Raw genomic sequence first — 24,263 nt, 5'->3', positions numbered from 1 at the left:
GGCTCAGTTCGGCCTGTCCAAAACCTGAAGGGGCACACAAGATGAACCCAGCAAGCCAGCCAGGCACCGACGCGCACGACGAAGACGTCAAGGTGCTGCACAGCATGGGCTACGCCCAGCAACTCTCACGACGAATGGGGGTGTTCTCCAACTTCGCCATTTCCTTCTCGATCATCTGCATCCTCTCCGGTGGCATCAACTCGCTGGCCCAGGGCACCTCGGGCGCGGGCGGTATTTCCATCGGCATCGGCTGGCCCATCGGCTGCCTGATCTCCGGGGTGTTCGCCATGGCCATGGCGCAGATTTCCTCGGCCTACCCTACCGCCGGCGGGCTGTATCACTGGGGCTCGATTCTCGGCAACCGCTTCACGGGCTGGCTGACCGCGTGGTTCAACCTGCTGGGGCTGGTCACGGTGCTGGGTGCGATCAACGTCGGCACCTACTACTTCTTTTTCGGAGCCTTCGGCCCGGCGCTGGGCATGGAAGACACGACCACGGTCAGGGTGATTTTTTTGGCGATCCTCACGGGCCTTCAGGCCTTGTGCAACCACTTGGGGATCGGCCTGACGGCCAAGCTCACTGACTTTTCCGGCTACCTGATTTTCGCCACGGCGCTGGCCCTGACCATCGTTTGCCTGCTGTCGGCCCCCAGCTATGAATTCGCCCGGTTGTGGACCTTCAGCAACTACTCTGGCGAAGTCGGCGGCAGCGTCTGGCCGCAGGTGTCGAACGGCTGGATCTTCATGCTCGGCCTGCTGTTGCCGATCTACACCATCACCGGTTACGACGCCTCGGCGCACACCTCCGAGGAAACCCGCAACGCGGCCATGTCGGTGCCTCGCGGCATGGTCATGTCGGTGCTCTGGTCGTTGCTGTTCGGCTGGCTGATGCTCAGCGCCTTCGTGCTGATGCTGCCGAACATGGACGACGCCGCCAAGCAAGGCTGGAATGTGTTTTTCTGGGCCATGAATACCCAGGTCAACCCGACCTTGAAACTGGTGCTGTACGTGGCGATTTTCATCTCGCAGATACTCTGCGGCTTGGCCACGGTCACCTCGGTTTCACGGATGATCTTTGCCTTCTCCCGGGACGGTGGCCTGCCGTGCTCGAAGGCACTGGCCTCGGTCTCGCCAACCTTTCGCAGCCCGGTGGCGGCGATCTGGACCGGTGCTACCCTCGCCGTGCTGTTCGACTGGGGCTCGTCGGTAATCTCGGTCGGGGCGACGCCGGTGTACACGATCGTCGTGTCGTGCACGGTGATCTTTTTGTTCTTTTCCTTCGCGATTCCCATCGTCCTCGGCCTGTTTACCTACGGGACGTCGAAGTGGCCGACCATGGGGCCGTGGAACATGGGACGTTTCTGGTACTCGGTGTTTGCCATTCTTTCGATCCTGTCGATGATCATCATTTTCGTCATCGGCATCCAGCCACCCAACGATTGGGCGTTATACATCACCATCGGCTTCCTGGTGCTGACGGCCATCGTCTGGTTCGGCTTTGAGGCCCGGCGCTTCCAGGGACCGCCGGTGGGCGACATGATCGTGCGGCGCCAGGCAGAAATCGCCGCGGCGGAAGCGGCGTTGAACAAAAAATAGAGCACGCAATGATTTCCCTGTAGGAGCCGGCTTGCCGGAGAAAGCGTCGGGTCAGGCGGCATTGATGCTGGACATGCCGGCCTCTTCGCTGGCAAGCCAGCTCCTACAACGGATTGTGCTGTTCCGGGCTTTTTTGCAGGGCGATGATTTATCCTGTGCCCCTTGATTTCCTGCCTGAGACGACTATGCCCGCCCTCACCGCCCGCGAGGTCTACCAGCCGATGCGCGATGCCGCGCAGGGCATTTGTCCGTTCAAGCGCGTCAACGACGCTGGCGATTCGCCTCATGTGTTGGTCGATATCGACGGCTGGCGCCTGACGCTCGACGTCGAAGCCGGGCACCTGCGCCACTGCCTGCATGGGCAAAGCCCCGATGGCCGCGAATACGCATTCGAAATTGGCCAGCGCTTCGGCACCGACCCGGTGAGTTTGCTCAGCACCTGGGAGCTGGCCCGGATCGAGCGGTTATTGGCCTGAATCCTTCGCGCCCTATCGTTCCCTGGCCGCACTTGTGATAAACAAGCCGGAGTCCATTTTGCGTCCAAGGAGGTTCTGCCCATGCCCCGTTTCCCACGTCTGCCAAACTGCCTGGCCTGCGCCCTGTTCGGTCTGTTTGCTGGCGGCGCACAGGCCATCGCGTCGCCAGCGCCCGATGCCTTGCAGCCGTTGCTGGCGACGATGGATCAGCGTTTGTACTTGAGTGAGCTGGTGGCGCTGACCAAATGGGACACAGGCAAACCGATCCAGGACAGTGCCCGGGAGGCGCAAGTCATTGCCAGCGCCCGCGCGCAGGCGGCCCAACGCAAGCTTGACCCCGATGAGGTCACCGACCTGATCGCCGCGCAGATCGAGGCCAGCAAACTGGTGCAATACGGCCGGTTCGCGCAATGGCAAGCGGCACGCAAGGCGCCGGACACGCCACGCCCGGACCTCAACAAAGAAATCCGGCCAAAGCTCGATGCCCTGCAAAACCAGTTGCTCAAGCAATACGCCGCGTTCCAGCCTTACCGTAAAGACCCGAACTGCCCGCAATGGCTGGCCACCGAGCGCTCGGCGCTGATCAAGGATTACCTGCATGGCCAGGCGATGATTCGAGCGACCGGCGAGCTGTGCATTGTCGGGCGATAAGCGCAATTGAGCCGGGTTGAAACCCTCGCCAAAATGCTTCTTGGCCCGCTGTTGCTGGTGCAGGGCCTGTACACGCGACGGGTGACGCCCAAGCTGCCGGAGGCCGAAGGTGAACGTCAGGGCGAGGCTGGTAGCGGCGAGTTTTTGCGCCTGCTGATCATCGGCGACAGCGCTGCAGCCGGCGTGGGGGCCCTGACGCAGAACGAGGCCCTGAGCGGTAGGCTGGTCGAACGGCTGGCGGTTGACTACCAGGTGTCGTGGAAACTCCTGGCGCGCTCGGGCCTGGACGCGCAAGGGTTGCTCGACTGGCTCGAACATCATGCCGCCGAGCCGTTTGACGTGGCGCTGCTGTCGATTGGCGTCAACGACGTCACCAGTACCCTCGCCGTTGACCACTGGATCGCCCGGCAACAACGCTTGATGGCGCTGTTGAGCGACAAGTTCGCGGTGCGCCAGATTGTCGTGTCGCCACTGCCGCCAATGCACCTGTTCCCCGCCCTGCCGCAGCCGTTGCGCTGGTTCCTGGGGTTGCGGGCGCGGCGCTTCAACTCACAGCTGGCGGCGCTGGCAGCGCGCGTGGATCAATGTACGATGCTGACGACGCCGCTGGCTCCGGAACCTGGATTGATGGCCAGCGATGGTTTCCATCCGGGGCCACCGCTTTACCGGCAATGGGCCGACGATGCGGCCCGTGTGATCGACCAACGCTTTCGCACCACAACAATAAAAAACAGGAGTTGAAGATGTCTGAGCTGAACCTGAACCCTAATGTCGCCGCGTCCCTGAAGCAGTGGCACGCGATGATCAGCCGCAAGGACTTGAGCACCTTGCCCGAACTGCTCGCCCCGCAAGCGGTGTTTCGTTCGCCGATGGCGCACACGCCGTATCCCGGCGCGCCGGTGGTGTCGATGATCCTCAATACGGTGATGAACGTGTTCGAGGACTTTGCCTATCACCGCGAACTGGCGACGGCGGATGGCTTGAACGTGATCCTCGAATTCAGCGCCAAGGTCGGCGACAAAGCCCTCAAGGGCATCGACATGATCCGCTTCGACGAACAGGGCAAGATTGTCGAGTTTGAAGTGATGGTGCGCCCGCTCAGCGGCTTGCAGGCGCTGGGTGAAGAAATGGGCCAGCGTTTGGGTGCCTACCTCAAGGCCAGCAAAGCCTGACCCGCCGCAAAACCCTGTAGGAGCGGGCTTGCCCGCGAAGAGGCCGGGACATCCAGCATCAATGTCGCCTGATATACCGCCTTCGCTGGCAAGCCAGCTCCTACAGTGGTTTGCGCAAGGCGCCGGCACCGTGTGTTTTTGTAGGAGCGGGCTTGCCCGCGAAGAGGCCGGGACATCCAGCATCAATGTCGCCTGATACACCGCCTTCGCTGGCAAGCCAGCGCCTACAGGGGTTGTAAATAGCCTGGAAGCTTCACACCAATGGCTGATGGCTGGTCACGCAATGAATGCCGCCTCCGCCGGCAGAGATGGCGTCGACGTTGATCTGCACCACCTTACGCTCCGGGTAGAGTTCGGACAGCAAGTCGAAGGCCTTGACGTCGGCTTCCTTGTCGCCGAACTCGGGGGCGATGACAGCGCCGTTGAGCACGAAGTAGTTGATGTAGCCGGCGGCAAAGTCCGGGTTGTCCAGGGTGAACTCGCTGCTGCGCGGGTTGAGCGGCGGCGACAGGGTATGCACCTGCAGCGGGTGGCCATCGGCGTCGGTGGCGTTTTCCAGTATCTCCAGGTGGGCACGGGTGACCTTGAAGTCGTAGGACTGCGGGTCGTTGTCGAGGTTGGCGATCACCACGCCGGGTTTGACGAAGCGCGCATAGAAATCGACGTGGGCATCGGTGATGTCTTTGTTTTTGATACCCGGCAGCCAGATGATTTTGCGCAGGCCCAACCGCTGTTTCAGTTCAGCCTCGACCTCGGCCTTGCTCCAGTCGGGGTTGCGGTTGCGGTTGATCCAGCTGCTTTCGGTCATGATCCCGGTGCCGTGGCCGTCCACTTCGATGCCACCGCCTTCGCCCACCAGTGCGCTGCGCTGGTAAACCGCCTTGGCGTTTTCAGCAACCAGCGTCGCCAGTTGCGCATCCTCCTCGTGCTGCTGCTTGTTGCCCCAACCATTGAAGTTGAAGTCGACGGCACCGAGACCGCCGCTACCGTCCACGACAAAACTGGCACCGATGTCGCGCATCCAGATGTCATCCAGATCAGCAATCACGAAGGTGGTGTTCTTGCTGCCGCATTTGGCTTCGGCCAGTGCCCGTTCGCCCTGGCGACAGAACACGGTGACCGGCTCGTACTTGGCGATCGTGCGAGCAATCAAGCCCAGGGCGTCCTGCACATGGGGCGTGAAATCTTCCCAGATCGCGTCCTGCGCCCCGAAGGCGATAAACGCCCGTTGGTGCTTCTCCCCTTCATCGGGCATGTGCCACATGGCTTTGCCGGCCGCCCGCACTGGCAGGGCCGCAAGCCCCATGGACGCCAACGCGCCCAGCCCGGTGACTACTGAAACCTGCTTGATGAATGTACGACGTGTCGGCATGTAGGTTCCTGCAATAGAGGGGTGGTCGGCCCACCGGCCGACCGATATTCAATTGACTGTAGCGGTCTTGAACTGGGTCCAGGTGCGCATGCGTGCCCGCATGTCGCTCTGGGGAATGTCCTTGCCGGGAATCAGTCGCTCGTAGGTCGCCTCATCGAGGTAGATGTCCGGGTTGTTGCGCATGGCGGCGTCGACGTCCGGCCGCGCCTTGGCGTTGGAAGTCGAGTAGCCGGTGAAGTTGCTGATAGCGGCCATGTTCTGCGGGCGCATGACGAAGTTGATGAAAGCGTAGGCGTATTCCGGGTGCCGGGCGTCGACGGGAATGGCCATGGTGTCCATCCATACCGTGGTGCCTTCTCGGGGAATACGGTAGTGGAACGCGGTTTTCTTGCCGGCACCGTCGGAGGCGCGCTGGGCCTGGGTCATGTCACCGCTGTAGCCGAGGGACATGCACAGGTTGCCGTTGACCAGGTCGGTCACCGGTTGCGACTGGAACTTGCGAATATACGGCCGCACCTTCATCAGCAACTCGCTCGCCGCCGCCAGGTCCGCCGGCTTGGCGCTGCGTGGATCGCGACCGAGGTAGTTGAGCACCACTGCCAGCACCTCGTCCGGGGAGTCGATCATCGAGATGCCGCAGTCGGCGAACTTCGCCGCCAGTTCCGGTTTGAACAACATGTCGAGGCTGCCAACCGGTGCGTCCGGCGCACGCTGGGCGATCTGCTCGGCGTTATAGGTGAGACCGATGGTGCCCCAGGTGTACGGCACAGTGGCTTTGCTCGAATGCTCATAGTGCGAATGCAGCTTTTGCAAGGCGGGTTCGATGTCGTTCAGCGCCGTGAGCTTTGATTGATCCAGCGGTTGCAAACTGCCGGCGCGCATCAGGCGTTCGGCCACCGTGTCGCCGGGAAAGATCAGGTCGTAGCCGCTGCCACCGGCGAGCATTTTCGCTTCCAGGGTCTCGCTGCCGTCCATCACGTCGTAGATCACCTTGATCCCGGTTTCGGCGGTGAACTTGCTCAGCGTGTCTTCGGCAAAATAATCGGCCCAGTTGTACAGCCGCAGGGTTTTTTCTTCGGCGTGCAGCGCCGGCACCGCGCAGGTCAGCGCCAGCCCCATGGCCAGGCACAGCTTGTTGATCGTGTTCATGTCACACCCCTTCGGTTGCCCAACGTGAATGGATTTGACGACCGTCCTGGGTCAACAAGGCGCCGTACATCTCCGGACGGCGGTCGCGGTAGATGCCCCAGGTCAGGCGGTCCTCGCGCATCGCCGCCAGGTCCAGGCTGTGGACCAGCACGCCGGTGCTGTCACGGTCGGCTTCGGCGAGCATTTTGCCCTTGTGGTTGCAGATGAATGACGAGCCATAGAAGCTCATTTGCAAGGTCGGATCGGTGGTCGCCGCTTCCCGGCCGACACGGTTGGCCGCCACCACCGGCAGCAGGTTCGCGGCGGCGTGGCCACGCATGGTCATCTGCCAGTGATCGCGCGAATCGAGCGTTGCGCAACCCGGCTCGGAGCCGATGGCCGTGGGGAACAGCAGCACTTCAGCGCCCATCAACGCCAGGCAACGGGCGGTTTCGGGGAACCACTGATCCCAGCAGATGCCCAGGCCGATGCGCCCGAACGCGGTGTCCCAGACCCGGAAACCGCTGTCGCCGGGGCTGAAGTATTCCTTCTCCTGGTAGCCGATGGCGTTGGGGATGTGGGTCTTGCGGTACACGCCCAGCAAGCGCCCGTCGACGTCGGCCACGCTCAACGAATTGAAGTAGGCATTGCCAGCCTTTTCGTACCAGCTCAGCGGCAGCACTACACCAAGCTCTTTGGCCAGTGCGGCGAAGCGTTTGAGTACCGCGCTGTCGCGATACTCCTCGGCCAGTGCCAGGTGCTTGTGGTGTTGCTCGATGCAGAAATACGGCGTGGCGAACAGCTCCTGCAACAGGATCACCTGTGCGCCCTTGGCCGCCGCTTCGCGGACCAGTTGCTCGGCCTGATCGAGGTTGTGTTTCAGGTCCCAGGTGCAGGGCATCTGGGAGGTGGCGACAGTGAGTAAGGTCATGGCTTCAACCCTCCACTGGCCAGGCCGGCTGTTGCTGGGTGATGCAATGCACCCCGCCACCGCCATGGGCCAGATGGTTGATCCGCACCGGCACTACTTCGCGTCCGGGGAACGCCTGCGCCAGAACCCCGGCGGCCACCTTGTCGGCGTCGATGCCGTAGGCCGGCATGATGATCGCCCCGTTGACGATGTAGAAGTTGGTGTAGGAGGCGCAGAACACTTCGGCTTCGGTGTCGACCGCATCGGTGGCTTCGTAGAGTTCGATCAATTCGAAATGACGGCCCTGAGCGTCGGTGGCCAATTGGAGGGCACGACGGTTTTCTGCTGCGACTTTTGCGTACACCGAGTTTTTGTCGTGGGTGGCGTCCACCAGCAATACGCCAGGGCGAGCGAAGGCGCACACGCCATCGACGTGGCCGTCGGTCATGTCGCCGGTCACGTAGTCCGGATCGCCGGGCAGCCAGATGGTTTTCTTCACGCCCAGCAAGCGATTGAAGATCTCTTCGATCTCGGCCTTGGTTACGCCCGGGTTGCGATTGGGGTTGAGCAGTACCGATTCGGTGGTGATCAGCGTGCCCTCGCCGTCGACATGAATCGCTCCGCCTTCGTTGCTCAGCGCCGTGCCGAAACACTCCAGGCCCAACTGATTGAGCGCGCGTCGGGCCAGGCTTTCGTCCAGATCGTGGGCCGACTTGCCGCCCCAGGCATTGAAGCGCCAGCTGACACCGGCCAGGCCTTGTTGCGGATGGCATACGAAGCTCGGGCCGGAGTCGCGGCACCAACTGTCGTTGACCGCCAGTTCGATCAACTCAATGTTTGGCCCGCACAACGCTTTGGCGCTGGCGATGGCCGACGGATCGACCACCAGCTTCACCGGTTCGAAGCGAGCGATGGCGTTGGCCACCCGGGCGAAGTCTTCCTGAACCTGCGGCAACGTCACCCGCCAACCGGACTCCCACAGGGGCTTGTTGTGCGGCCAGACCATCCAGGTCGCGGCGTGGGTGACCCATTCGGCCGGCATCGTCCAGCCACTGTTTTGAATTACGTTCTGCTGCATGACAAGCACCTCTGAGTTAAGTCATTGTGTTCAATGAAAATCGCCTTGGCGGTCTTGGCATGCATGCTACGGTCGGTAAAAACGGGCAAACAAACGATGGATTTTGCGGGCAACTGATTAGAGGAACTTATCGATATGCTCAAACACTGGCCGCCCCTCAGCACCCTGCGCGGCTTCGAAGCCGCCGCCCGCCTGGGCAGTTTTCACAAGGCCGCCGAAGAGCTGCACCTCACCCAATCGGCGATCAGCCAGCAGATCCGCAGCCTCGAGGCGTACCTGGAACAACCGCTGTTCTATCGCAGCGGCCGCAGCGTCAGCCTGACCGATGCCGGGCACGACCTGCTCAGCACCACCCAGGCGTTGTTGCAGCAACTGGCAGTGGGCATTCGCCGGTTGGGGCAGTACCAGAAACCCAATCAACTGGTGCTCAACACCACCCCGGCGTTTGCCCGGCACTGGTTGTTGCCACGCTTGGGAGAATTCCGGCAGCTGCATCCGCAGGTCGATCTGTGGATTTTCAGCACCGATGAAGTGCCGGACATGGCCAGCCAGACCATCGACCTGGCGGTGCGCGACGACATCAGCTCGCAGGCCGAATGCAGCTTCAAGGTGCTGCACGCCGACCGCCTCTTTCCAGCGTGTCACCCGAGCCTGTCGGCCGTGCCGATAGAACAGCGCACGACGTTGCATGGCGAGCGCGAGATGGACTGGAGCCACTGGGCGGTGGAATCGGGGATTGATGTGGGGCAAAGGGATCAGGGGTTCAATTTTTCCGATCCGGGGTTACTGCTGGACGCGGCGTGCAGTGGGCTCGGCATCGCGCTGGTGAGCCAGTTGCTCAGTCGGCAGGCGCAGGCCACCGGGCTGTTGCAGCCAATGGTGGAGCAAACCATTCGTGGCCCGAACTGGGCACTGCTGACCCACCGCGACAGCGAGAACACCCCGATGGCGCGGGCCTTCACCGAGTGGTTGGTGACTAATCTGACGTGATCATTGCGCCGCGAAGGTTTGCAGGTAGGCGAGCAGGTCCTGGATTTTTTCCGGGTCGCTCAGCCCCCAGAAAATCATGCGGGTGCCGGGCACGACCTGCTTCGGCGCTTCGAGGTAGGCGGTCAGGGTTTCGCGGGTCCAGACCAGGTTGGCGGCTTTCATCGCATCGGAATACACGTAGTCGGTGGTGGTGGCGGACTGGCGACCGATCACCCCATTGAGTTGCGGGCCGAAGAAGGCACGGGCCGATTCACCGATCTGATGGCAGCCGCTGCACAGGCGCTTGAACACTTTCTCGCCGGCTTGGGCATCGCCTTCGGCAAGAGCGGGCAGACTGGCGGTGAGTAACAAGGCGAGGGTCAGTGCGGCGAGGTTCTTCATGGTCCGGTTCCAGTCTGCGAAGGCTCGCTATTGGAACATGTCTTGCGCATTTGCCGTAGGCGCGAGTGTGTTGCGAAGGCCTCTTCGTTGGCAAGCCAGCGCCTACAATTGATTGGTGCCGCCACGCCCCCCTGTAGGAGCTGGCTTGCCAGCGAAGGCGGTGTGTCAGGTGACATCGATGCTGAACTTGCCGGCCCCTTCGCTGGCAAGCCAGCTCCTACGGGGGATCTGTGCATTGCTTATTTTTTTCGCGGGAGGTATTGAGTGCCACGGCGGCCTGGATCAACGCCTTGATCTGGCGAACCCGGGCCAGGGTGTACGCTACGGGGGTCGGGCATGGGTTTACCTCTGCTGGCGGGTTGTCAGTGTTGGCTCATCAATCCATGCAGCACACCGAAGCGCAAACCCGGTTCAGACGCGATCATATGGGTGATCCCGAACACCTTGAACGCCGCCAGCATCAACACCAGGCCGCCGGGCAGAATGCTCAGGCGATGGGTGGGCAAACCCGCCAACTTCAGGTGTTTCACATGCCTGACTTCCAGCAACCGCAACGACAGGCGCAACAGGCCGCCGTAGGTGATGCCGCTCAGGCCGTCATCGTTCAGGCCATTGGCCTTGAGCACCTTGGCCAGCATTCGCGCGGTGCCGGATGAACCGATGGCTTGCTGCCAGCCCATGGCGCGATAACGCCGGGCAATGCGTTCGAACTGCACCGTGGCGGCGCGCTCGGCCTCCAACAGCGCTTCGGCCATGATCCGCCCGCCATGGAAGTAATGCGCACCGAAGGTGCCGCTGCCGATGGCAATGCTCTCGGTGACCAGCAACTGGCTGCCGCGGCCGATGATCATTTCCGTGGAACCACCGCCAATGTCCACCACCAGCCGCGTGCTTTGCGCCGGCAAGGTGTGGGCCACGCCGGCGTAGACCAGTTGCGCCTCTTCGTGACCGGAAATGACGTCGATGCGGAAACCCAGGTGGCGCTCGGCACTCGCCAGGAACAGCGGCGCATTGTCTGCCTCGCGCACCGCACTGGTGGCCACCGCCCGCACCCGCCCGGCCTCGAAACCGCGCAGTTTCTTGCCGAAACGCGCCAGCGCCTGCCAGCCGCGATCCAGGGCCAACTCATCAAGCGCCCCACCCTGCAGGCCTTCGGCCAGCCGCACCGGCTCTCGCAGGGTTTTTACCTCCTGGATGACCATTTGCTGGTTGCGCCTCACCGACTGGCCAATCATCAGGCGAAACGCATTGGAGCCCAAGTCGATGGCGGCAAACAGGGGGGCGTCTTTCATTCGGGATTCCTTGCAAATCAACGGCCGGCGCACGGACGGCCGTCGGGCACTGAAGACGGATTGCGAGGATCTTGCCATGGCTTCGATGACACTCGGATGACACCTCGGCGCATCACCACTTCGTAACAAAGCGTGACTAGGATCGGCTGAGCCACCCACGACGCGAGTGTCCCATCATGCTTTCAACCCAAGACACCTTGATGCAGCGGATCCGCCGCGAGCTGCTGGATATCAGCGACGAAGAACTGGAACTGGAATTATCGGAAGACGGGCACAACCTCGACGCACTGTTCGATGAACACCTGGAGGATGGCAGCGAGAAGGACGCCCGGCGCCGCTACTTCGCCGAACTGTTTCGCCTGCAGGGCGAACTGGTGAAGTTGCAGAGCTGGGTGGTCAAGACCGGCCACAAGGTGGTGATCCTGTTCGAAGGCCGCGATGCCGCCGGCAAGGGTGGCGTGATCAAGCGCATCACCCAGCGCCTCAACCCTCGGGTTTGCCGAGTGGCCGCCCTGCCCGCACCCAACGATCGCGAGCGCACGCAGTGGTATTTCCAGCGTTATGTGTCGCACCTGCCCGCGGCCGGGGAAATCGTGCTGTTCGACCGCAGCTGGTACAACCGCGCTGGTGTGGAAAAAGTCATGGGCTTCTGCAATGACGACCAGTACGAAGAGTTCTTTCGCACCGTGCCGGAATTCGAACGCATGCTGGCCCGCTCCGGCATCCAGTTGATCAAGTACTGGTTCTCGATTTCCGACCAGGAACAGAACCTGCGCTTTCTCAGCCGTATTCACGATCCGCTCAAGCAGTGGAAACTCAGCCCCATGGACCTGGAGTCGCGCCGGCGCTGGGAGGCCTACACCAAGGCCAAGGAAATCATGCTCGAACGCACCCACATTGATGAAGCACCGTGGTGGGTGGTGCAGGCCGACGACAAGAAGAAGGCGCGCTTGAACTGCATCCATCACCTGCTCAACCAGATGCCGTATGAAGAAGTCGAACTGCCGGTGATCGAATTGCCGCAACGGGTGCGCCAGAAGGATTATTCGCGGGTGCCGGTGCCGCAGGAAATCATCGTCCCGGAGATCTACTAAAACGGAATGCAAGACCTGTGGCGAGGGAGCTTGCTCCCGCTTGAGTGCGCAGCACTCACAAGCTATTCGGTACGCCGGGAATTTTTTAGGTTGCTTCGCAACCCAGCGGGAGCAAGCTCCCTCGCCACAGGGAATCGATCACCCCGGAAAGTGGTGTCCTGACCAGCGGCCATCAAGCCGTCATCGAACTGTCATGCACTGGCCGCCATACTCCACCCATCCAATGCGTGCTTTAACTTTCTGCTGCCACTCCCGGCAGCTTTTTTTTGCCTCTTTCACTGGCGCGGGACTCGGGCGCGGTCTCCTGTAGGAGCTGGCTTGCCAGCGATGGTCGTTAACGATAACGCGTGTGAACTGGATAAATGCGGCGCACTTGAGTGCATCGCCAGCAAGCTGGCTCCTACAGTTTCCCGGGATTGCGTGAAGAACCTTTTTTTTGCCTTGAATTTGGCTTAGAGGCATTCCTGCGCGGCGCGTTCGAAGCTGGTCGAGGCCAGCAGTTTGCGTTCGTACAGGAACACTTTGCCGCCATTGGAAGCTTTGTAGGTTTCCAGCACATCGTCCGCCGCCACTTTGCTCGGGACGACGATCCGGTAGCTGCGCTGGGTCTGCGAGACCGTGGGCGCCAACGCGTCATGTTGCAATTTCGGCACCACGCAATGGGTGTATTCCTCGGGCGACTTGCTGGTCTGCAAGGTCATGCTCGGGGCGTTCGGGGTGGCACAACCGGCCAGCAACAGCGAGGCGAAAGCCAGGGTCGGGGCAAAAAAAGTACGCATCAAAAAGGTCCTGAAAAGAAACACGGTGAATCGGCTCGCCCGCCGCTCAATGGGCGTCGGGCTTATTAATTGGCTGCTGCGGTCAATCCGGCTGATACCAGCGCCTTCAACGAGGCATCGAACTGTTTCAAGGCCGTCAGTTGCAGGTCGCGTTGTTGTTCAATTTGAGCAGCAATCTGCGGCGCGGCCTTGTCATGCACCCACACCGACGGCAGTTGTTTTTCCACCGCGCCTTCGGCCTTGCCGATGTATTGCAGGTGGGCGTCGTAGAAGCGTGCGGCGAAACGCGCCTCGACCCTGTCGTTACGCTGGGTCAGCAACTGGTTGTGGGTATCGAGCATCACCACCACATCCGGATGGGCCTGCACCAGGGCATCGAGGCTGTCGTAGACGGTCACCGACAAAAACGTGTTGTGCAGCGAACTCATCAGCCAATCGATGGCCAGGTCCGGGTCGGAGCTGTTGACGAACGCCTGGCGGATCCGCGAATCCAGCGCGTTTTTCGCACCGTTGACGGCCACCGAGTGGTATTGCTCGAGGTATTGCAGGTTTTCCACGGTGTTTTCGCTGTAGAGCACGCCGACTGTCTGCCCGTACTGCAAGTTGCCCTGGCTCGCCGTCAGCGGCGACAGATGGCAGGCAGGTGCGTCTCCGGCAAGGGCCGCCGGGGTCGATGTCACACTGCCCAGCAGCAGGGCAATTACAGCCAGTCGGGTCATCAGGTTCATCGCGCAGGTTCCTTGAGCAGCGTTTCGATGCAGGCGATTTTCCGCCTTTGCCCGAAAAACAGAACTTGCGATTCTTAATGGTCACTATCGACTGAACGAATAATGCGAGGCGATTGGCGGAAATTCACCGGCGAATGTCGAGCCGCGCGCTGTCGTTTTCAGCGGCCAGTCACTACAGTACCTGCCTGCTCCGACACTTTGATCAAGGAATGAAAATGGTCACTTGCTACCTGAAATACGTGCTCGACCCGTATCAGCTCGACGCTTTCGAGCACTACGGCAAGTTGTGGATACCCTTGGTGGAAAAGTTCGGTGGCCAGCATCACGGCTACTTTTTGCCGTCGGAAGGCGCCAACAATATCGCTTTGGCGCTGTTCACCTTCCCGAGCCTGGCGGCCTACGAGCATTACCGGCAGCAGTCGATGAGCGATCCGGAATGCATCGCAGCGTTCAAGTTCGCTGAGGAGAAAAAATTCATCCTCAGCTACGAACGCTCGTTCATGCGGCCGGTGTTTGGCGAACCGGCCCGCTGATTCAGCTGTTCTTCAAGTCCAGGCCATAGGTGTAGTAACCGGGGTCGCGCACCCAGCCCAGGGATTCGTAAAGGCGTTGCGCCGTGAGGTTATCGGTGGCGGTTTCCAGGGTCATGCCTTTGCCACCGGCCAGCGTCGCAAACTCGCGCGCGGTGTTCATCAGCAAGGTGCCGACGCCTTTGCCCCGGGCGGCGGGCGTGGTGAACAGGTCACCGAGCAGCCAGGTGCGGTGGGCATCGATGGAGGAAAAGGTCGGGAACAGCTGGACGAAACCGAGGTTTTCACCGTCGCTGTCCTGGGCAAGGAAAATCACCGATTCATCCCGGGCGAGGCGCTCGGCGATGAATGCACGGGATTGGGCCAGGTTCGACGGCTGCTGGTAGAACATCCGGTAGGCGTCGAACAGTGGGGCGATTTGTTCGATGTGTGATGCGTCGGCGCGCAGGGCCTGGATAGCCATGAGGGTGCTCCATTGCGGTCTCAAGGATTTACAGCCTAGCAATGGCGACGCGACCGCGATGCACTATTTTTCAACGAAGATCACCTGTAGGAGCCGGCTTGCCGGCGAACCGGGCGGCGCGGTGTGTCAGGTAGACCGCTTTCGCTGGCAAGCCAGCTCCTACAGGATTTTGTGTGGATCAGACGCGCACGTTGCGCCCCGGCAGCGTTGTGCGCTGGCTGTTTTCCCAGCCTTCGACCAGCCCCACCGGCACATCCGCGGATGGCAGCATCTTGATGCCACGCACCAGGTCGGACGCCCGTTCGGCGAGCATGATGGTCGGTGCGTTGAGGTTGCCGTTCGGCTCGGTCGGGAACACCGACGAGTCGATCACCCGCAAACCGGTAATACCGCGTACGCGCAGTTCGGAGTCGACCACCGCCATGTCGTCCTCGCCCATGCGGCACGAACCGCACGGATGGTAGGTGCTTTCCAGATTGTCACGGACGAAGGCGTCGAGGTCTTCATCGCTGGTCACCTGCGCCCCCGGGGCGATTTCGCCGTCGCGGAAGCGGTCCATCGCTTTCTGGCCGATGATCTCGCGGGTCAGGCGAATGCAGCGACGGAAACCTGCGCGGTCCTCTTCGCGCTCCAGGTAGTTGAAACGAATTTCCGGGTGCTCGTACGGGTCGGCCGAGCGCACGCGCACGTAGCCGCGACTCTTCGGTTTGTTCGGCCCGGTGAGCACCATGAAACCATGGCCCTTGATCGGTTTATTGCCGTCGTAGCGCATCGCCGCCGGCAGGAAGTGAAACTGGATGTCCGGCCAGCGCAGGCCCACCTCGGAGCGGATGAAACCACCGGCCTCGAAGTGGTTGGTGGCGCCCAGGCCATCCTTGAACAGCAGCCAGCGCAGACCGATCATCAACTTGCTCAGCGGGTCCATCTTGCTGTTGAGGGTCACCGGTTCCTTGCAGCCGAACTGGATGTACACCTCGGCGTGATCCTGCAGGTTCTCCCCTACCCCCGGCAGGTCATGGCGCACGCCGATCCCGGCCTTGCGCAAGACCTCCGCCGGGCCGATGCCCGAGCGTTGCAACAGGTGGGGCGAGCCGATCGGCCCGGACGAGATCAGCACTTCGCGGTTGCAATACACCTGCTGTGTCTCGCCGCCGTGGTCATAGATGACCCCGACCGCGCGCTTGCCTTCGAGGATGACCTGGCGGGTCATTGCGTGGGTGATCACCGTCAGGTTCGGACGGCCCATGGCCGGGCGCAGATAGGCGTTGGCCGTGGAGCAGCGCACGCCGTTCTTGACGGTCATGTGCATGGCCCCGAAACCTTCCTGCATGTAGCCGTTGCAGTCTTCGGTCTTGATGTACCCCGCCTCTGCCCCGGCTTCGACCCAGGCCCCGTACAGCGGGTTTTTCATGTGGTTGCCGTTGGTGGTGTGCAGCGGCCCGGTTTGCCCGCGGTAGCTGTCACCGCCCGACTCGTAGCTTTCGGCACGCTTGAAGTACGGCAGGCAGTTGCGATAGCCCCAGCCTTCGGCGCCGAGGGATTCCCACTCGTCGAAGTCCAGTGCGTGACCCCGGATGTACACCAGGCCGTTGATCGACGACGAGCCGCCCAGCACCTTGCCCCGTGGGCAGTGAATGCGTCGGCCGTTGAGGAAGGTTTCCGGCTCGGTTTCGTAGCGCCAATTGTACTTCTTGGTGTTCATCGGGATCGAGAAGGCGCTCGGCATCTGGATCACCACACTTTTGTCACTGCCGCCGAACTCCAGGACCAGCACCGACGTCGCCGGGTCTTCGCTCAGGCGGTTGGCCAACACACAACCTGCGGAGCCGGCGCCAATGATGATGTAGTCGTATTTTTGCGTGGTCATGACTATCTCCCGACCGTCGATTCTGTGAAGACCGGCAGTGGCTGCTGTTTGTGGGTCAGCGTGTCGCCGGTGGTGTATTGCGGAGAGGTTTTCTCGATCTGCTGGATCACCGCTTCTTCGCGTTTGAGATCGATCGAGCGGCTCAGCCAGTAGTAAGCCAGGCCCGAGACGATCAACCCGACCAGCCAGGCGATGTCGATGCTGCCCAGCGCCTTGGCGAGCGGGCCGACATACACCTCGCGCTGTTCGACGCCGTCGAAGATGTAGAAGAACGGGATCATCGAGACAAAACCGATGGCGTAGGCGGCGATACCGCGCAGCCCCCAGCTGCCGTAGATGTTGCCGTGGGGCATGAAGAAGTGCGGGATGGCGTAGCGACCCTTGCGCACGAAGAAGTAGTCGGTGAGGTTGACCGAGGTCCAGGGCACCAGGAAGTACAGCATCACCACCAGGTAGATCCCCAGCACCGACAGGCCTTTGCCGGAACTCTGGATGCTCAGCGCCACGCCCAGTTGCAACAGGATCACGAAGACGATGGCGAGGATGCGGGCCTTGCGGGTGGGTTCGATGTGTTTGATCGAGTCGACACAGGTCAGCGTGGTCAGCTTGGCGCTGTAGATGTTCATCGCGATCACCGGCAGGAACGCCAGGATGGTGATCACCACCACCGCCGTGCCCATCAGCGGCGATACGGTATTGCCGACTTGCCCGAGGGCCACCAGCACGTCAGTGGAATGCAGGTGATCGGCGAGCCAGCCGCCCACGGAAATCATCCACGCACCGGACAGCGAAGCACCGAGGAACACCACGGCGATCAGCTTGCCGCTGGAGGTGTTCTTCGGCAGGTAACGCGAGTAGTCCGATACATACGGCGCATAGGCGATGTTGTAGCTGGCGGCGGCCGCGAACTGCGCGATGAAACCGGTCCAGTTGAAACCCAGTGGCGCCGGGGCCACCTCACCAGGTGCCAATGCCGGCAAGACCGCGTCCGGCACCCAGCCCATCAGCACCGCCAACGTCACCAGGCCATACAGCGGCAGCGACAGGTACAACGCCCATTTGAAGCTGCGGTGCATCCAGTCGTGGCCGAGAATCGCCAGCACCGCCGCCGGTATCGTCACCGCCAGCGCAATGGCCCAGGGGTGAAAGCCGAACAGCGTGTGCAGCCCCTGCATCATCAACACCAAGTTGACGATGTTGAAGCCGGCGAAGACGAACAGCGTGGCGAGCAGCACCAGGATCACGCCGCGATAGCCAAACTGCGCACGGGACTGGATCATTTGCGGCAAGCCCAGGTGTGGGCCTTGCGAACCATGGAATGCCATGAACAGCGTGCCGAACATGATGCCCAGCGTGCCGGCGAGCGTGGTCCAGAGCGCGGTCAAACCGACGCTTGGGCCGACGAAGCCGATGGTCATGGTGAAGAAGGTGAAGTTGCCGAGAAACCAGAACGGACCCTGGCTGGCCAGTTTGTCGGTGCGCTCGCTCTCGGGGATGAAATCAATCGAATGCCCCTCGACGACGGATTTTTCGTCGAGGGCGGACACGCTCGTGGCGGACTTGGCGTTGGTGTTCATGATGGACTCTTATTGTTGGAAGATCATGACGAGAAAACCGCGTTCTTTTGGGTGAACGACGCCCAGGTGCCTCCATGCTGTTCCAAAAACCTGTAGGAGCCGGCTTGCCGGCGAAAGCAACAAGTCAGTCGATAAAACTGTTGAATGTGAGGCCGCTTTCGCTGGCAAGCCAGCGCCTACAAAGGCGGAGTCAGCCCTGACTCATGGCAGCGTGATCCATACCGCCTTGGTCTCGAGCAGGTAATCGAGCTGCTCGGCGCCCAGGTCCTTGCCGAATCCAGACTGCTTGTAGCCACCGAACGGCATCGACGGGTCGAGGGTGCCGTGGGCGTTGACGTAGACCGAGCCGGCCTTGAGGCGTGGGATCAGGCTGTGCACCTTGCCCAGGTCATTGGAATACAGTGCCGCCGCCAGGCCGTAAGGCGAGTCGTTGGCCAGGGCCAGTGCGTCCTCTTCATCGTCGAACGGTGCGGTGACCAGCACCGGGCCGAAGATCTCTTCCTGGACGATGCGCATGTCGTTGCGGCAATGGGCGAAGATGGTCGGCTCGACGAAGAAACCCGGACCATTGACCGGCTGGCCGCCGTAGACCAGTTGCGCGCCTTCGGCCTTGCCGGTTTCGATGTACTCGGTCACGCGCTGCTTTTGCAGGGCCGAGACCAAGGGACCGATGAAGCACTCCGGGTCCAGGCCCGGGGCCATTTTCAGGGAGCGCGTGTAGGCGATCAGTTCACGCAGGAATTCGTCGTAGACGCTGCTATGAATATAGGCCCGCGTACCGGCGTCGCATACCTGTCCCGAGTTGAAAAACACGCCGTTGGCGACCGCTTGCGCAGCGGCGGGAATGTCGGCATCGGCGCAGACGATGACCGGTGATTTGCCACCCAGTTCGAGGGTCAGGCGCTTCATGTCATCCAGCGCGGCACGGCCGACGGTCTGGCCGACCGGGGTCGAGCCGGTGAAGGTCAGTTTGTCGATGCCGGGGTGGGTGGCCATGGCCGCGCCGACCACGCTGCCACGCCCGGTGACGATGTTGATCACGCCGTCGGGGATGCCCGCTTCCTGCACCAGTTCGGCAAAACGCAGGGCCGACAACGAGGTCAGCTCAGCCGGTTTGACCACCACGGTGCAACCGGTCGCGAGCGCCGCGCCGAGCTTCCAGGCCATGGTTTGCAGTGGGAAGTTCCACGGCACGATGGCACCGACCACGCCCACTGCTTCCTTGCGGGTATAGGCCAGATAGTTGCCCGGCAGCGAAGGTTCGACGGTACGGCCGTGCAGTTTGGTGGCCCAACCGGCGAAGTAGCGCAGGGTATCGACGGTGCCCTGGATGTCGACGTCCTTGGCGAAGGCAACCGATTTGCCCATGTCGATGGATTCGATTTCTGCCAGTTCAGCGGCGTTCTGTTCGATCAGGTCGGCCAGGCGTTGCATCATGCGCTCGCGCTCGGCCGGTTTGGCCTGGCGCCAGGCGCCGCCATCGAACTGCGCGCGGGCCGCTTGCACGGCGCGGTCCAGGTCTGCGGTGGTGCCCATGGGAATGCGGGTGATCAGGCCTTCGGTCGACGGTTCGATCACATCGGAGGTCTGGCCGTCGCTGGCTTCGACCCAGGCACCGCCGATGAACATTTTCTGAACCTTGCTGAGGAAGGTCTGGGTGGCTTCGCTGACGCCGAATTTTTGCAGGTAACTCTTGACGATCGTGTCCATTTTTATTCTCTCTGCCCGGCAGTCAGAGCCTGCCGGGTCACTGGTTTCGATGTTCAGGCTGGCGTGGTTTCACTCTCGGCGGCGGCTCGCACCTTGCCCCGCTCGTGGAAGATGAAACCGATGCTGTTGAGCAGCAGTTGCGCGGCGAGGATCGAGGTCATGCCGGTCGGGTCGTAGACCGGCGCCACTTCCACCAGGTCCATGCCGACGATGTTGCCTTTGCTGCGCTTGGCCAGGGCCTGGATGATTTCCAGCACTTCGTAGTAGAGGAAGCCGCCGTGGCTCGGGGTGCCGGTGCCCGGGGCGATGGACGGGTCGAAACCGTCGATGTCGATGGTGATGTAGTAGTTGATGTTCTGCGGAATCAGCGCCAGCACACCCTCGACGCCGAGGCGACGCACGTCGCGCACCGAGAGGATTTTCGAGCCGGCTTCGTGGGCCGCTTCGTAGTCGTCGCGGTTGGACGACGACACGTTGCGGATGCCCATCTGGGTCATGCCGACAATGTGGTTCATTTCCGAGGCGCGGCGCAGCGGGTTGCCGTGGCCGTAGCGCACGCCGTGGCGTTCGTCGACGAAGTCCAGGTGCGCATCGAAGTGAATGATGTGGATCGGGCCGCGCCCTTCGAAGGCCTTGATCACCGGGGCGTGCACCGAGTGGTCGCCACCCAGTACGACGGGCATCACCCCGGCATCGAGGATCTTGCGCACCGCGTATTCGGTGTTCTTGTTGCTGGTGGCCATGTCGGTGTGGACGATGTCGGCATCACCGACGTCGACCATGCGCACGTCCGACGCGGTGAGGTACATCACGTCATCTTCGTGGTCATAGGCGCCGGCATGGCCGAAGGAAAACAGCGTCGATGCTTCACGAATCCCGCGGGGTCCAAAGCGTGCGCCGGAGCGCCACTGGGTGCCCATGTCGTTGGGCACGCCGAGCACTGCGACGTCGGCATCCAGCGCGTCCCAGTCGGTGCACACCGGGGATTTGCCAAAGGTGCAATGACCCACGAATGGCAGGTTCAGACGACCGGATTCATAACCGTTGTTCGACATTTCTAGCCTCTCCACTTCTTGTTATCGGCTTGGCGCAACTGCAAGGCGAGCGCCGTTGGAGAGACTATGGGCGCAGGTTTTCGTGGAAAAAATGCTAAACATCAGATACTCATATCGGCATTACCGATGCATCCACAAGCCGGAGGTTCAAGGTGATCCAGCTACACGATGTCGATCTGAAGTTGCTCAGGGTATTCGCCACGATTGTCCGCTGTGGCGGGTTTTCCGCGGCGCAAGCGGCGCTGAACGCCGGGCAGTCGACCATCAGCGAACAGATGACCCACCTGGAAACACGCTTGGGGGTCAAACTCTGCCAGCGCGGGCGCAGCGGCTTTCGCCTGACCGAGCAAGGCGTGGCGATTCATGAAGCGACCCAGCGCCTGCTATCGGCGGTGGAAAATTTCTGCATGGACGCCGACGTGCTCAAGCAGCACATCAGCGGCAAGCTCAACCTGGGGATCATCGACACCACCATCACCGACCCCGACTCGCCGATCCCGCGCACCACCCAACGCTTCGTTTCACGGGGCCATGACGTGCACCTGAACGTCTACGTCGGCACCCCGGCGGAACTGGAAGAACGGGTGCTCGACGGTCGCCTGCACCTGGCCATCGGGCACTTCCCGATCCATGTGCCGGGGCTGCTGCAATCACCGCTGTACCAGGAAGCGCTGGGTTTGTATTGCGGGCGACGTCATCCGTTGTACGGCAGCCAGGCTGAAGGCGAGGAATTGCTTGAAGAGGTTGCCGCGAGCCGCATCGTGGTGCGCGGCTACATGCAGCAATACGACCTCGAACACCTGGGCGTCAGCAAGGCTGCCGCCACCGTGGACAACATCGAGGCCACGGCGATCCTGATCATTTCCGGCGCCTACCTGGGGTTTCTCCCGGAACACTTCGCCAGCCAGTGGCTCAAGAGCGGCGAGATGCACCAACTGGCCCCTTCGAGCCTGCGCCTGAAGTCGCCGTTCGACGTGATCACCCGGCGTGGCGTGGCACCGCCGCCGATCCTGCAAGCGTTCCTGGAGGACCTGGCCGCCAGCACCCGCAAAACCGGCACGCCATGAGGTGACGCTCGCCAAATGCAAATTTTGCCGGGCATACTGACTTGACTTCGCCCACCTTGCAGGCCCGTCATGCGCATCCACGTCACCTTCATCGACCGCGTCGGCATCACCCAGGAAGTGCTGGCCCTGCTGGGCGGGCGCAGCTTCAACCTGGACGCCGTGGAGATGGTGCCGCCGAACGTCTACATCGATGCGCCGACCCTCGGTGCCGAGGTGTTGGAGGAATTGCGCGAAGCGCTGTTTGATGTACGGGGCGTGCAAGCCGTGACCATGGTTGACATCCTCCCCGGGCAGCGTCGCCGACTGCAACTGGACGCGTTGCTGGCCGCCAGTTCCGACCCGGTGCTGGCGGTGGATGACCGGGGTCACGTGCTGTTGGCCAACCCGGCGCTGATCGCCCTCTGTGGCCGCGAACCGGCCGGTGAATCGCTGACTGCATTGTTCGACCATGCCGATTTGCAGCGCACCTTGATCGCTCACCATTTCCGCCTGCCGATGCACGAGGTCAGCCTCGGCGGCCAGACGTTTCTGCTCGACGCGATGCCGGTTACCGATGCTGGCGCCCTGCTCACCCTGTATCAACCCAATCGCATCGGCGAACGCCTGTCGGCGTTGCACCATGACCATGCCGAAGGCTTCGATGCGCTGCTTGGCGAATCGCCGCCGATCCGCGCGCTCAAGGCCCGTGCGCAAAGGGTCGCGGCACTCGATGCGCCGTTGCTGATCCAGGGTGAAACCGGCACCGGCAAGGAGTTGGTGGCCCGCGCCTGCCACGCCATCAGCCCACGGCACGACGCGCCGTTCCTGGCGCTGAACTGCGCGGCGCTGCCGGAGAGCCTGGCTGAAAGCGAGCTGTTCGGCTACGCCCCCGGCGCCTTCACCGGCGCGCAACGGGGCGGTAAGCTTGGCCTGCTGGAGCTGGCGGACCAAGGCACGGTGTTTCTCGATGAAGTGGGGGAAATGTCGCCGTACCTGCAAGCCAAGTTGCTGCGTTTTCTGAGCGATGGCTGCTTCCGTCGGGTCGGCGGCGACAAGGAGGTACGGGTCAATGTGCGGGTGCTCAGCGCGACCCACCGCGACCTGGAAAAAATGGTCGCCGAAGGCCGGTTTCGCGAAGACCTGTTCTACCGCCTCAACGTGCTCAACCTGCAAGTGCCGCCCCTGCGCGAGCGCGGCCACGACATCCTGCTGATGGCCAATCACTTCATGCAGCAGGCGTGTGCGCAGATCCAGCGACCGACGTGTCGCTTGGCGCCGAGCACCTTCAGCGCCCTGCTCGGCAACCGCTGGCCGGGCAACGTGCGGCAACTGCAAAACGTGATCTTTCGCGCGGCGGCGATTTGCGAAAACCCGTTGGTGGACATCGACGACCTCGACATTGCCCGCACGGCGGTCGAGCGGCAAAACGACGGTGAAGTGGGCAGCCTGGAAGAGGCGGTTGGCGACTTTGAGAAGAACCTGCTGGAGCAGCTGTATCGCAGTTATCCGTCGAGTCGCTTGCTCGCGGCGCGGTTGCAGACGTCCCATAGCGCGATTGCGATTCGCTTGCGCAAATACGGGATTCCCGGCAAATCCTGAACCTGACTCGGTCAAAAATGTGGGAGCGGGCTTGCTCGCGAATGCAGTGTGTCATTCACCATCCATGTTGCCTGACACGACGCCTTCGCGAGCAAGCCCGCTCCCAAGGGATCTGTGTTGTTGCCGGGTTCACCGTCTGAAAATCGATACAGCGTAGCGAAATCAAGACAAAACCTTTCCCACCGCGCATTTACCGCGTCTACGCCCACAGCCCTGCCTTCCTGTATTGATTTCAATACGAATGAAATCTGTCGCACTTAATAAAATCACTTCAAGCTATTGATTTAAAACAAATAAAAAACATTGGCACTACCCTTGCTATCACTCCTCCAACCCCGCTCGTCGCCCCGCCACGAGCCTTAAAACAATAAGGAGTTGAGATGAGCGAATTGCGTTTTACCGTCGATCATGAATGGCTGCGCCTTGAGGCCGATGGCCTGGTCACCGTCGGCATCACCGCATTTGCCCAGCAAGCGCTGGGGGATGTGGTGTTTGTCCAAGTGCCTGAACTAGGCGCCTTCGGTGCCGGTGCCGAAGTGTCGGTGCTGGAGTCGGTGAAAGCCGCCAGCAGCATCGGCATGCCGCTGGACGGTGAAGTGGTCGAGGTCAATGACACGCTTGAGAGCAGCCCGGAACGGGTCAACGAAGACCCCTTGGGCGAAGGCTGGTTCTTTCGCTTCAAACCGGTGGATGCCCTGGCATTGAACGACTTGCTGGACCAGGACGCCTATGCACGCCTGACCGCCGAACACGCCGACGCCTGACGCCCC

Annotated in this window: 24 protein-coding genes; 11 read left to right on the top strand and 13 right to left on the bottom strand. The window is 61.8% G+C overall.

Going from position 1 to position 24,263, the window contains the following annotated elements:
- Positions 1-41: 41 nt before the first annotated feature.
- The 5 genes from J1D76_RS18710 to J1D76_RS18690 all read left to right on the top strand — a co-directional run bounded on the left by J1D76_RS18710 (position 42) and on the right by J1D76_RS18690 (position 3,894).
- Positions 42-1,595 (top strand): amino acid permease, encoded by a 1,554-nt coding sequence (locus tag J1D76_RS18710; protein WP_421139764.1) that lies wholly within the window; start codon positions 42-44, stop codon positions 1,593-1,595.
- 185 nt (positions 1,596-1,780) lie between these two features.
- Entirely contained in the window at positions 1,781-2,071 is a 291-nt protein-coding gene (locus J1D76_RS18705; protein ID WP_421139762.1) for a DUF7693 family protein, read from the top strand.
- 81 nt (positions 2,072-2,152) lie between these two features.
- Positions 2,153-2,722 (top strand): chorismate mutase, encoded by a 570-nt coding sequence (locus tag J1D76_RS18700; RefSeq protein WP_421139761.1) that lies wholly within the window; start codon positions 2,153-2,155, stop codon positions 2,720-2,722.
- A 6-nt stretch (positions 2,723-2,728) separates the two neighbouring features.
- Positions 2,729-3,463: an SGNH/GDSL hydrolase family protein gene (locus J1D76_RS18695; RefSeq protein WP_421139760.1), complete on the top strand. Its 735-nt coding sequence runs from the start codon at positions 2,729-2,731 to the stop codon at positions 3,461-3,463.
- 2 nt (positions 3,464-3,465) lie between these two features.
- A complete protein-coding gene (locus J1D76_RS18690) occupies positions 3,466-3,894 on the top strand; it encodes a nuclear transport factor 2 family protein (RefSeq protein ID WP_421139759.1) in 429 nt (142 codons plus the stop codon).
- Between the two features lie 253 nt (positions 3,895-4,147).
- On the opposite strand, the gene J1D76_RS18685 is transcribed toward J1D76_RS18690, so the two are convergent.
- The 4 genes from J1D76_RS18685 to J1D76_RS18670 are packed head-to-tail and all read right to left on the bottom strand — an operon-like array spanning position 4,148 to position 8,382.
- Entirely contained in the window at positions 4,148-5,266 is a 1,119-nt protein-coding gene (locus J1D76_RS18685) for an agmatine deiminase family protein (RefSeq protein WP_421139758.1), read from the bottom strand.
- Positions 5,267-5,314: 48 nt separating this feature from the next.
- Complete coding sequence (locus J1D76_RS18680; protein ID WP_421139757.1) at positions 5,315-6,415, bottom strand: extracellular solute-binding protein; 1,101 nt, start codon at positions 6,413-6,415, stop codon at positions 5,315-5,317.
- A gap of 1 nt (position 6,416) precedes the next feature.
- Positions 6,417-7,325, bottom strand: a complete 909-nt coding sequence (gene aguB / locus J1D76_RS18675; protein WP_421139755.1) for an N-carbamoylputrescine amidase — start codon at positions 7,323-7,325, stop codon at positions 6,417-6,419.
- Positions 7,326-7,329: 4 nt separating this feature from the next.
- Positions 7,330-8,382, bottom strand: coding sequence for an agmatine deiminase family protein (locus J1D76_RS18670; protein WP_421139754.1), 1,053 nt, complete (start codon positions 8,380-8,382; stop codon positions 7,330-7,332).
- Positions 8,383-8,517: 135 nt separating this feature from the next.
- On the opposite strand from J1D76_RS18670, the gene J1D76_RS18665 reads away from it, so the two are divergent.
- Positions 8,518-9,372: a LysR substrate-binding domain-containing protein gene (locus tag J1D76_RS18665; protein WP_421139753.1), complete on the top strand. Its 855-nt coding sequence runs from the start codon at positions 8,518-8,520 to the stop codon at positions 9,370-9,372.
- Here J1D76_RS18665 and J1D76_RS18660 read toward each other — a convergent pair whose 3' ends face one another.
- Positions 9,373-9,753: a c-type cytochrome gene (locus tag J1D76_RS18660; protein ID WP_421139752.1), complete on the bottom strand. Its 381-nt coding sequence runs from the start codon at positions 9,751-9,753 to the stop codon at positions 9,373-9,375.
- 362 nt (positions 9,754-10,115) lie between these two features.
- The gene (locus J1D76_RS18655) at positions 10,116-11,045 is read right to left on the bottom strand and encodes a Ppx/GppA family phosphatase (protein WP_421139750.1); all 930 of its coding nucleotides are present in this window, start codon (positions 11,043-11,045) and stop codon (positions 10,116-10,118) included.
- A gap of 176 nt (positions 11,046-11,221) precedes the next feature.
- Between J1D76_RS18655 and ppk2 the strand changes: the two genes are divergently transcribed.
- A complete protein-coding gene (gene ppk2, locus J1D76_RS18650; RefSeq protein WP_421139749.1) occupies positions 11,222-12,139 on the top strand; it encodes a polyphosphate kinase 2 in 918 nt (305 codons plus the stop codon).
- 452 nt (positions 12,140-12,591) lie between these two features.
- Here ppk2 and J1D76_RS18645 read toward each other — a convergent pair whose 3' ends face one another.
- Positions 12,592-12,918: a hypothetical protein gene (locus tag J1D76_RS18645; protein WP_421139747.1), complete on the bottom strand. Its 327-nt coding sequence runs from the start codon at positions 12,916-12,918 to the stop codon at positions 12,592-12,594.
- Between the two features lie 65 nt (positions 12,919-12,983).
- Positions 12,984-13,646, bottom strand: coding sequence for an ATPase (locus tag J1D76_RS18640; RefSeq protein ID WP_421139745.1), 663 nt, complete (start codon positions 13,644-13,646; stop codon positions 12,984-12,986).
- A 215-nt stretch (positions 13,647-13,861) separates the two neighbouring features.
- Here J1D76_RS18640 and J1D76_RS18635 point away from each other — a divergent pair, with 215 nt between their 5' ends.
- Positions 13,862-14,179, top strand: a complete 318-nt coding sequence (locus tag J1D76_RS18635) for an NIPSNAP family protein (protein WP_421139744.1) — start codon at positions 13,862-13,864, stop codon at positions 14,177-14,179.
- A gap of 1 nt (position 14,180) precedes the next feature.
- Here J1D76_RS18635 and J1D76_RS18630 read toward each other — a convergent pair whose 3' ends face one another.
- From J1D76_RS18630 to speB, 5 genes are all read right to left on the bottom strand, one after another.
- Entirely contained in the window at positions 14,181-14,639 is a 459-nt protein-coding gene (locus J1D76_RS18630; protein ID WP_421139742.1) for a GNAT family N-acetyltransferase, read from the bottom strand.
- A 178-nt stretch (positions 14,640-14,817) separates the two neighbouring features.
- The gene (gene betA, locus J1D76_RS18625; protein ID WP_421139740.1) at positions 14,818-16,506 is read right to left on the bottom strand and encodes a choline dehydrogenase; all 1,689 of its coding nucleotides are present in this window, start codon (positions 16,504-16,506) and stop codon (positions 14,818-14,820) included.
- A 2-nt stretch (positions 16,507-16,508) separates the two neighbouring features.
- Positions 16,509-18,083 (bottom strand): purine-cytosine permease family protein, encoded by a 1,575-nt coding sequence (locus J1D76_RS18620; RefSeq protein WP_421139739.1) that lies wholly within the window; start codon positions 18,081-18,083, stop codon positions 16,509-16,511.
- Positions 18,084-18,284: 201 nt separating this feature from the next.
- A complete protein-coding gene (locus tag J1D76_RS18615) occupies positions 18,285-19,793 on the bottom strand; it encodes an aldehyde dehydrogenase family protein (protein ID WP_421139738.1) in 1,509 nt (502 codons plus the stop codon).
- Positions 19,794-19,846: 53 nt separating this feature from the next.
- A complete protein-coding gene (gene speB / locus J1D76_RS18610; RefSeq protein ID WP_008049320.1) occupies positions 19,847-20,848 on the bottom strand; it encodes an agmatinase in 1,002 nt (333 codons plus the stop codon).
- A gap of 152 nt (positions 20,849-21,000) precedes the next feature.
- Here speB and J1D76_RS18605 point away from each other — a divergent pair, with 152 nt between their 5' ends.
- From J1D76_RS18605 to gcvH, 3 genes are all read left to right on the top strand, one after another.
- On the top strand, positions 21,001-21,915 hold the full coding sequence (locus J1D76_RS18605; RefSeq protein ID WP_421139737.1) for a LysR family transcriptional regulator: 915 nt from the start codon (positions 21,001-21,003) through the stop codon (positions 21,913-21,915).
- 69 nt (positions 21,916-21,984) lie between these two features.
- Positions 21,985-23,493, top strand: coding sequence for a sigma-54-dependent transcriptional regulator (locus J1D76_RS18600; RefSeq protein WP_421139736.1), 1,509 nt, complete (start codon positions 21,985-21,987; stop codon positions 23,491-23,493).
- Between the two features lie 380 nt (positions 23,494-23,873).
- Positions 23,874-24,257, top strand: a complete 384-nt coding sequence (gene gcvH, locus J1D76_RS18595) for a glycine cleavage system protein GcvH (RefSeq protein WP_421139735.1) — start codon at positions 23,874-23,876, stop codon at positions 24,255-24,257.
- The last annotated feature ends 6 nt before the right edge of the window (positions 24,258-24,263 follow it).

This window comes from Pseudomonas sp. NFX15 (assembly GCF_049132105.1).
Lineage (GTDB): Bacteria > Pseudomonadota > Gammaproteobacteria > Pseudomonadales > Pseudomonadaceae > Aquipseudomonas.
The sequence above is the reverse complement of the archived record's forward strand: the minus strand, read 5'-3'. Positions and strand labels throughout refer to the sequence as shown.

Coding starts and splice junctions, on each gene's coding strand:
- J1D76_RS18640 (WP_421139745.1), bottom strand. CDS start 13,646: ATGAACCTGATGACCCGACTGGCTGTAATTGCCCTGCTGCTGGGCAGT.
- J1D76_RS18615 (WP_421139738.1), bottom strand. CDS start 19,793: ATGGACACGATCGTCAAGAGTTACCTGCAAAAATTCGGCGTCAGCGAA.
- J1D76_RS18690 (WP_421139759.1), top strand. CDS start 3,466: ATGTCTGAGCTGAACCTGAACCCTAATGTCGCCGCGTCCCTGAAGCAG.
- J1D76_RS18670 (WP_421139754.1), bottom strand. CDS start 8,382: ATGCAGCAGAACGTAATTCAAAACAGTGGCTGGACGATGCCGGCCGAA.
- speB (WP_008049320.1), bottom strand. CDS start 20,848: ATGTCGAACAACGGTTATGAATCCGGTCGTCTGAACCTGCCATTCGTG.
- J1D76_RS18710 (WP_421139764.1), top strand. CDS start 42: ATGAACCCAGCAAGCCAGCCAGGCACCGACGCGCACGACGAAGACGTC.
- ppk2 (WP_421139749.1), top strand. CDS start 11,222: ATGCTTTCAACCCAAGACACCTTGATGCAGCGGATCCGCCGCGAGCTG.
- J1D76_RS18645 (WP_421139747.1), bottom strand. CDS start 12,918: ATGCGTACTTTTTTTGCCCCGACCCTGGCTTTCGCCTCGCTGTTGCTG.
- J1D76_RS18635 (WP_421139744.1), top strand. CDS start 13,862: ATGGTCACTTGCTACCTGAAATACGTGCTCGACCCGTATCAGCTCGAC.
- J1D76_RS18620 (WP_421139739.1), bottom strand. CDS start 18,083: ATGAACACCAACGCCAAGTCCGCCACGAGCGTGTCCGCCCTCGACGAA.
- betA (WP_421139740.1), bottom strand. CDS start 16,506: ATGACCACGCAAAAATACGACTACATCATCATTGGCGCCGGCTCCGCA.
- J1D76_RS18655 (WP_421139750.1), bottom strand. CDS start 11,045: ATGAAAGACGCCCCCCTGTTTGCCGCCATCGACTTGGGCTCCAATGCG.
- aguB (WP_421139755.1), bottom strand. CDS start 7,325: ATGACCTTACTCACTGTCGCCACCTCCCAGATGCCCTGCACCTGGGAC.
- J1D76_RS18680 (WP_421139757.1), bottom strand. CDS start 6,415: ATGAACACGATCAACAAGCTGTGCCTGGCCATGGGGCTGGCGCTGACC.
- J1D76_RS18685 (WP_421139758.1), bottom strand. CDS start 5,266: ATGCCGACACGTCGTACATTCATCAAGCAGGTTTCAGTAGTCACCGGG.
- J1D76_RS18630 (WP_421139742.1), bottom strand. CDS start 14,639: ATGGCTATCCAGGCCCTGCGCGCCGACGCATCACACATCGAACAAATC.
- J1D76_RS18665 (WP_421139753.1), top strand. CDS start 8,518: ATGCTCAAACACTGGCCGCCCCTCAGCACCCTGCGCGGCTTCGAAGCC.
- J1D76_RS18600 (WP_421139736.1), top strand. CDS start 21,985: ATGCGCATCCACGTCACCTTCATCGACCGCGTCGGCATCACCCAGGAA.
- J1D76_RS18700 (WP_421139761.1), top strand. CDS start 2,153: ATGCCCCGTTTCCCACGTCTGCCAAACTGCCTGGCCTGCGCCCTGTTC.
- J1D76_RS18660 (WP_421139752.1), bottom strand. CDS start 9,753: ATGAAGAACCTCGCCGCACTGACCCTCGCCTTGTTACTCACCGCCAGT.
- J1D76_RS18705 (WP_421139762.1), top strand. CDS start 1,781: ATGCCCGCCCTCACCGCCCGCGAGGTCTACCAGCCGATGCGCGATGCC.
- gcvH (WP_421139735.1), top strand. CDS start 23,874: ATGAGCGAATTGCGTTTTACCGTCGATCATGAATGGCTGCGCCTTGAG.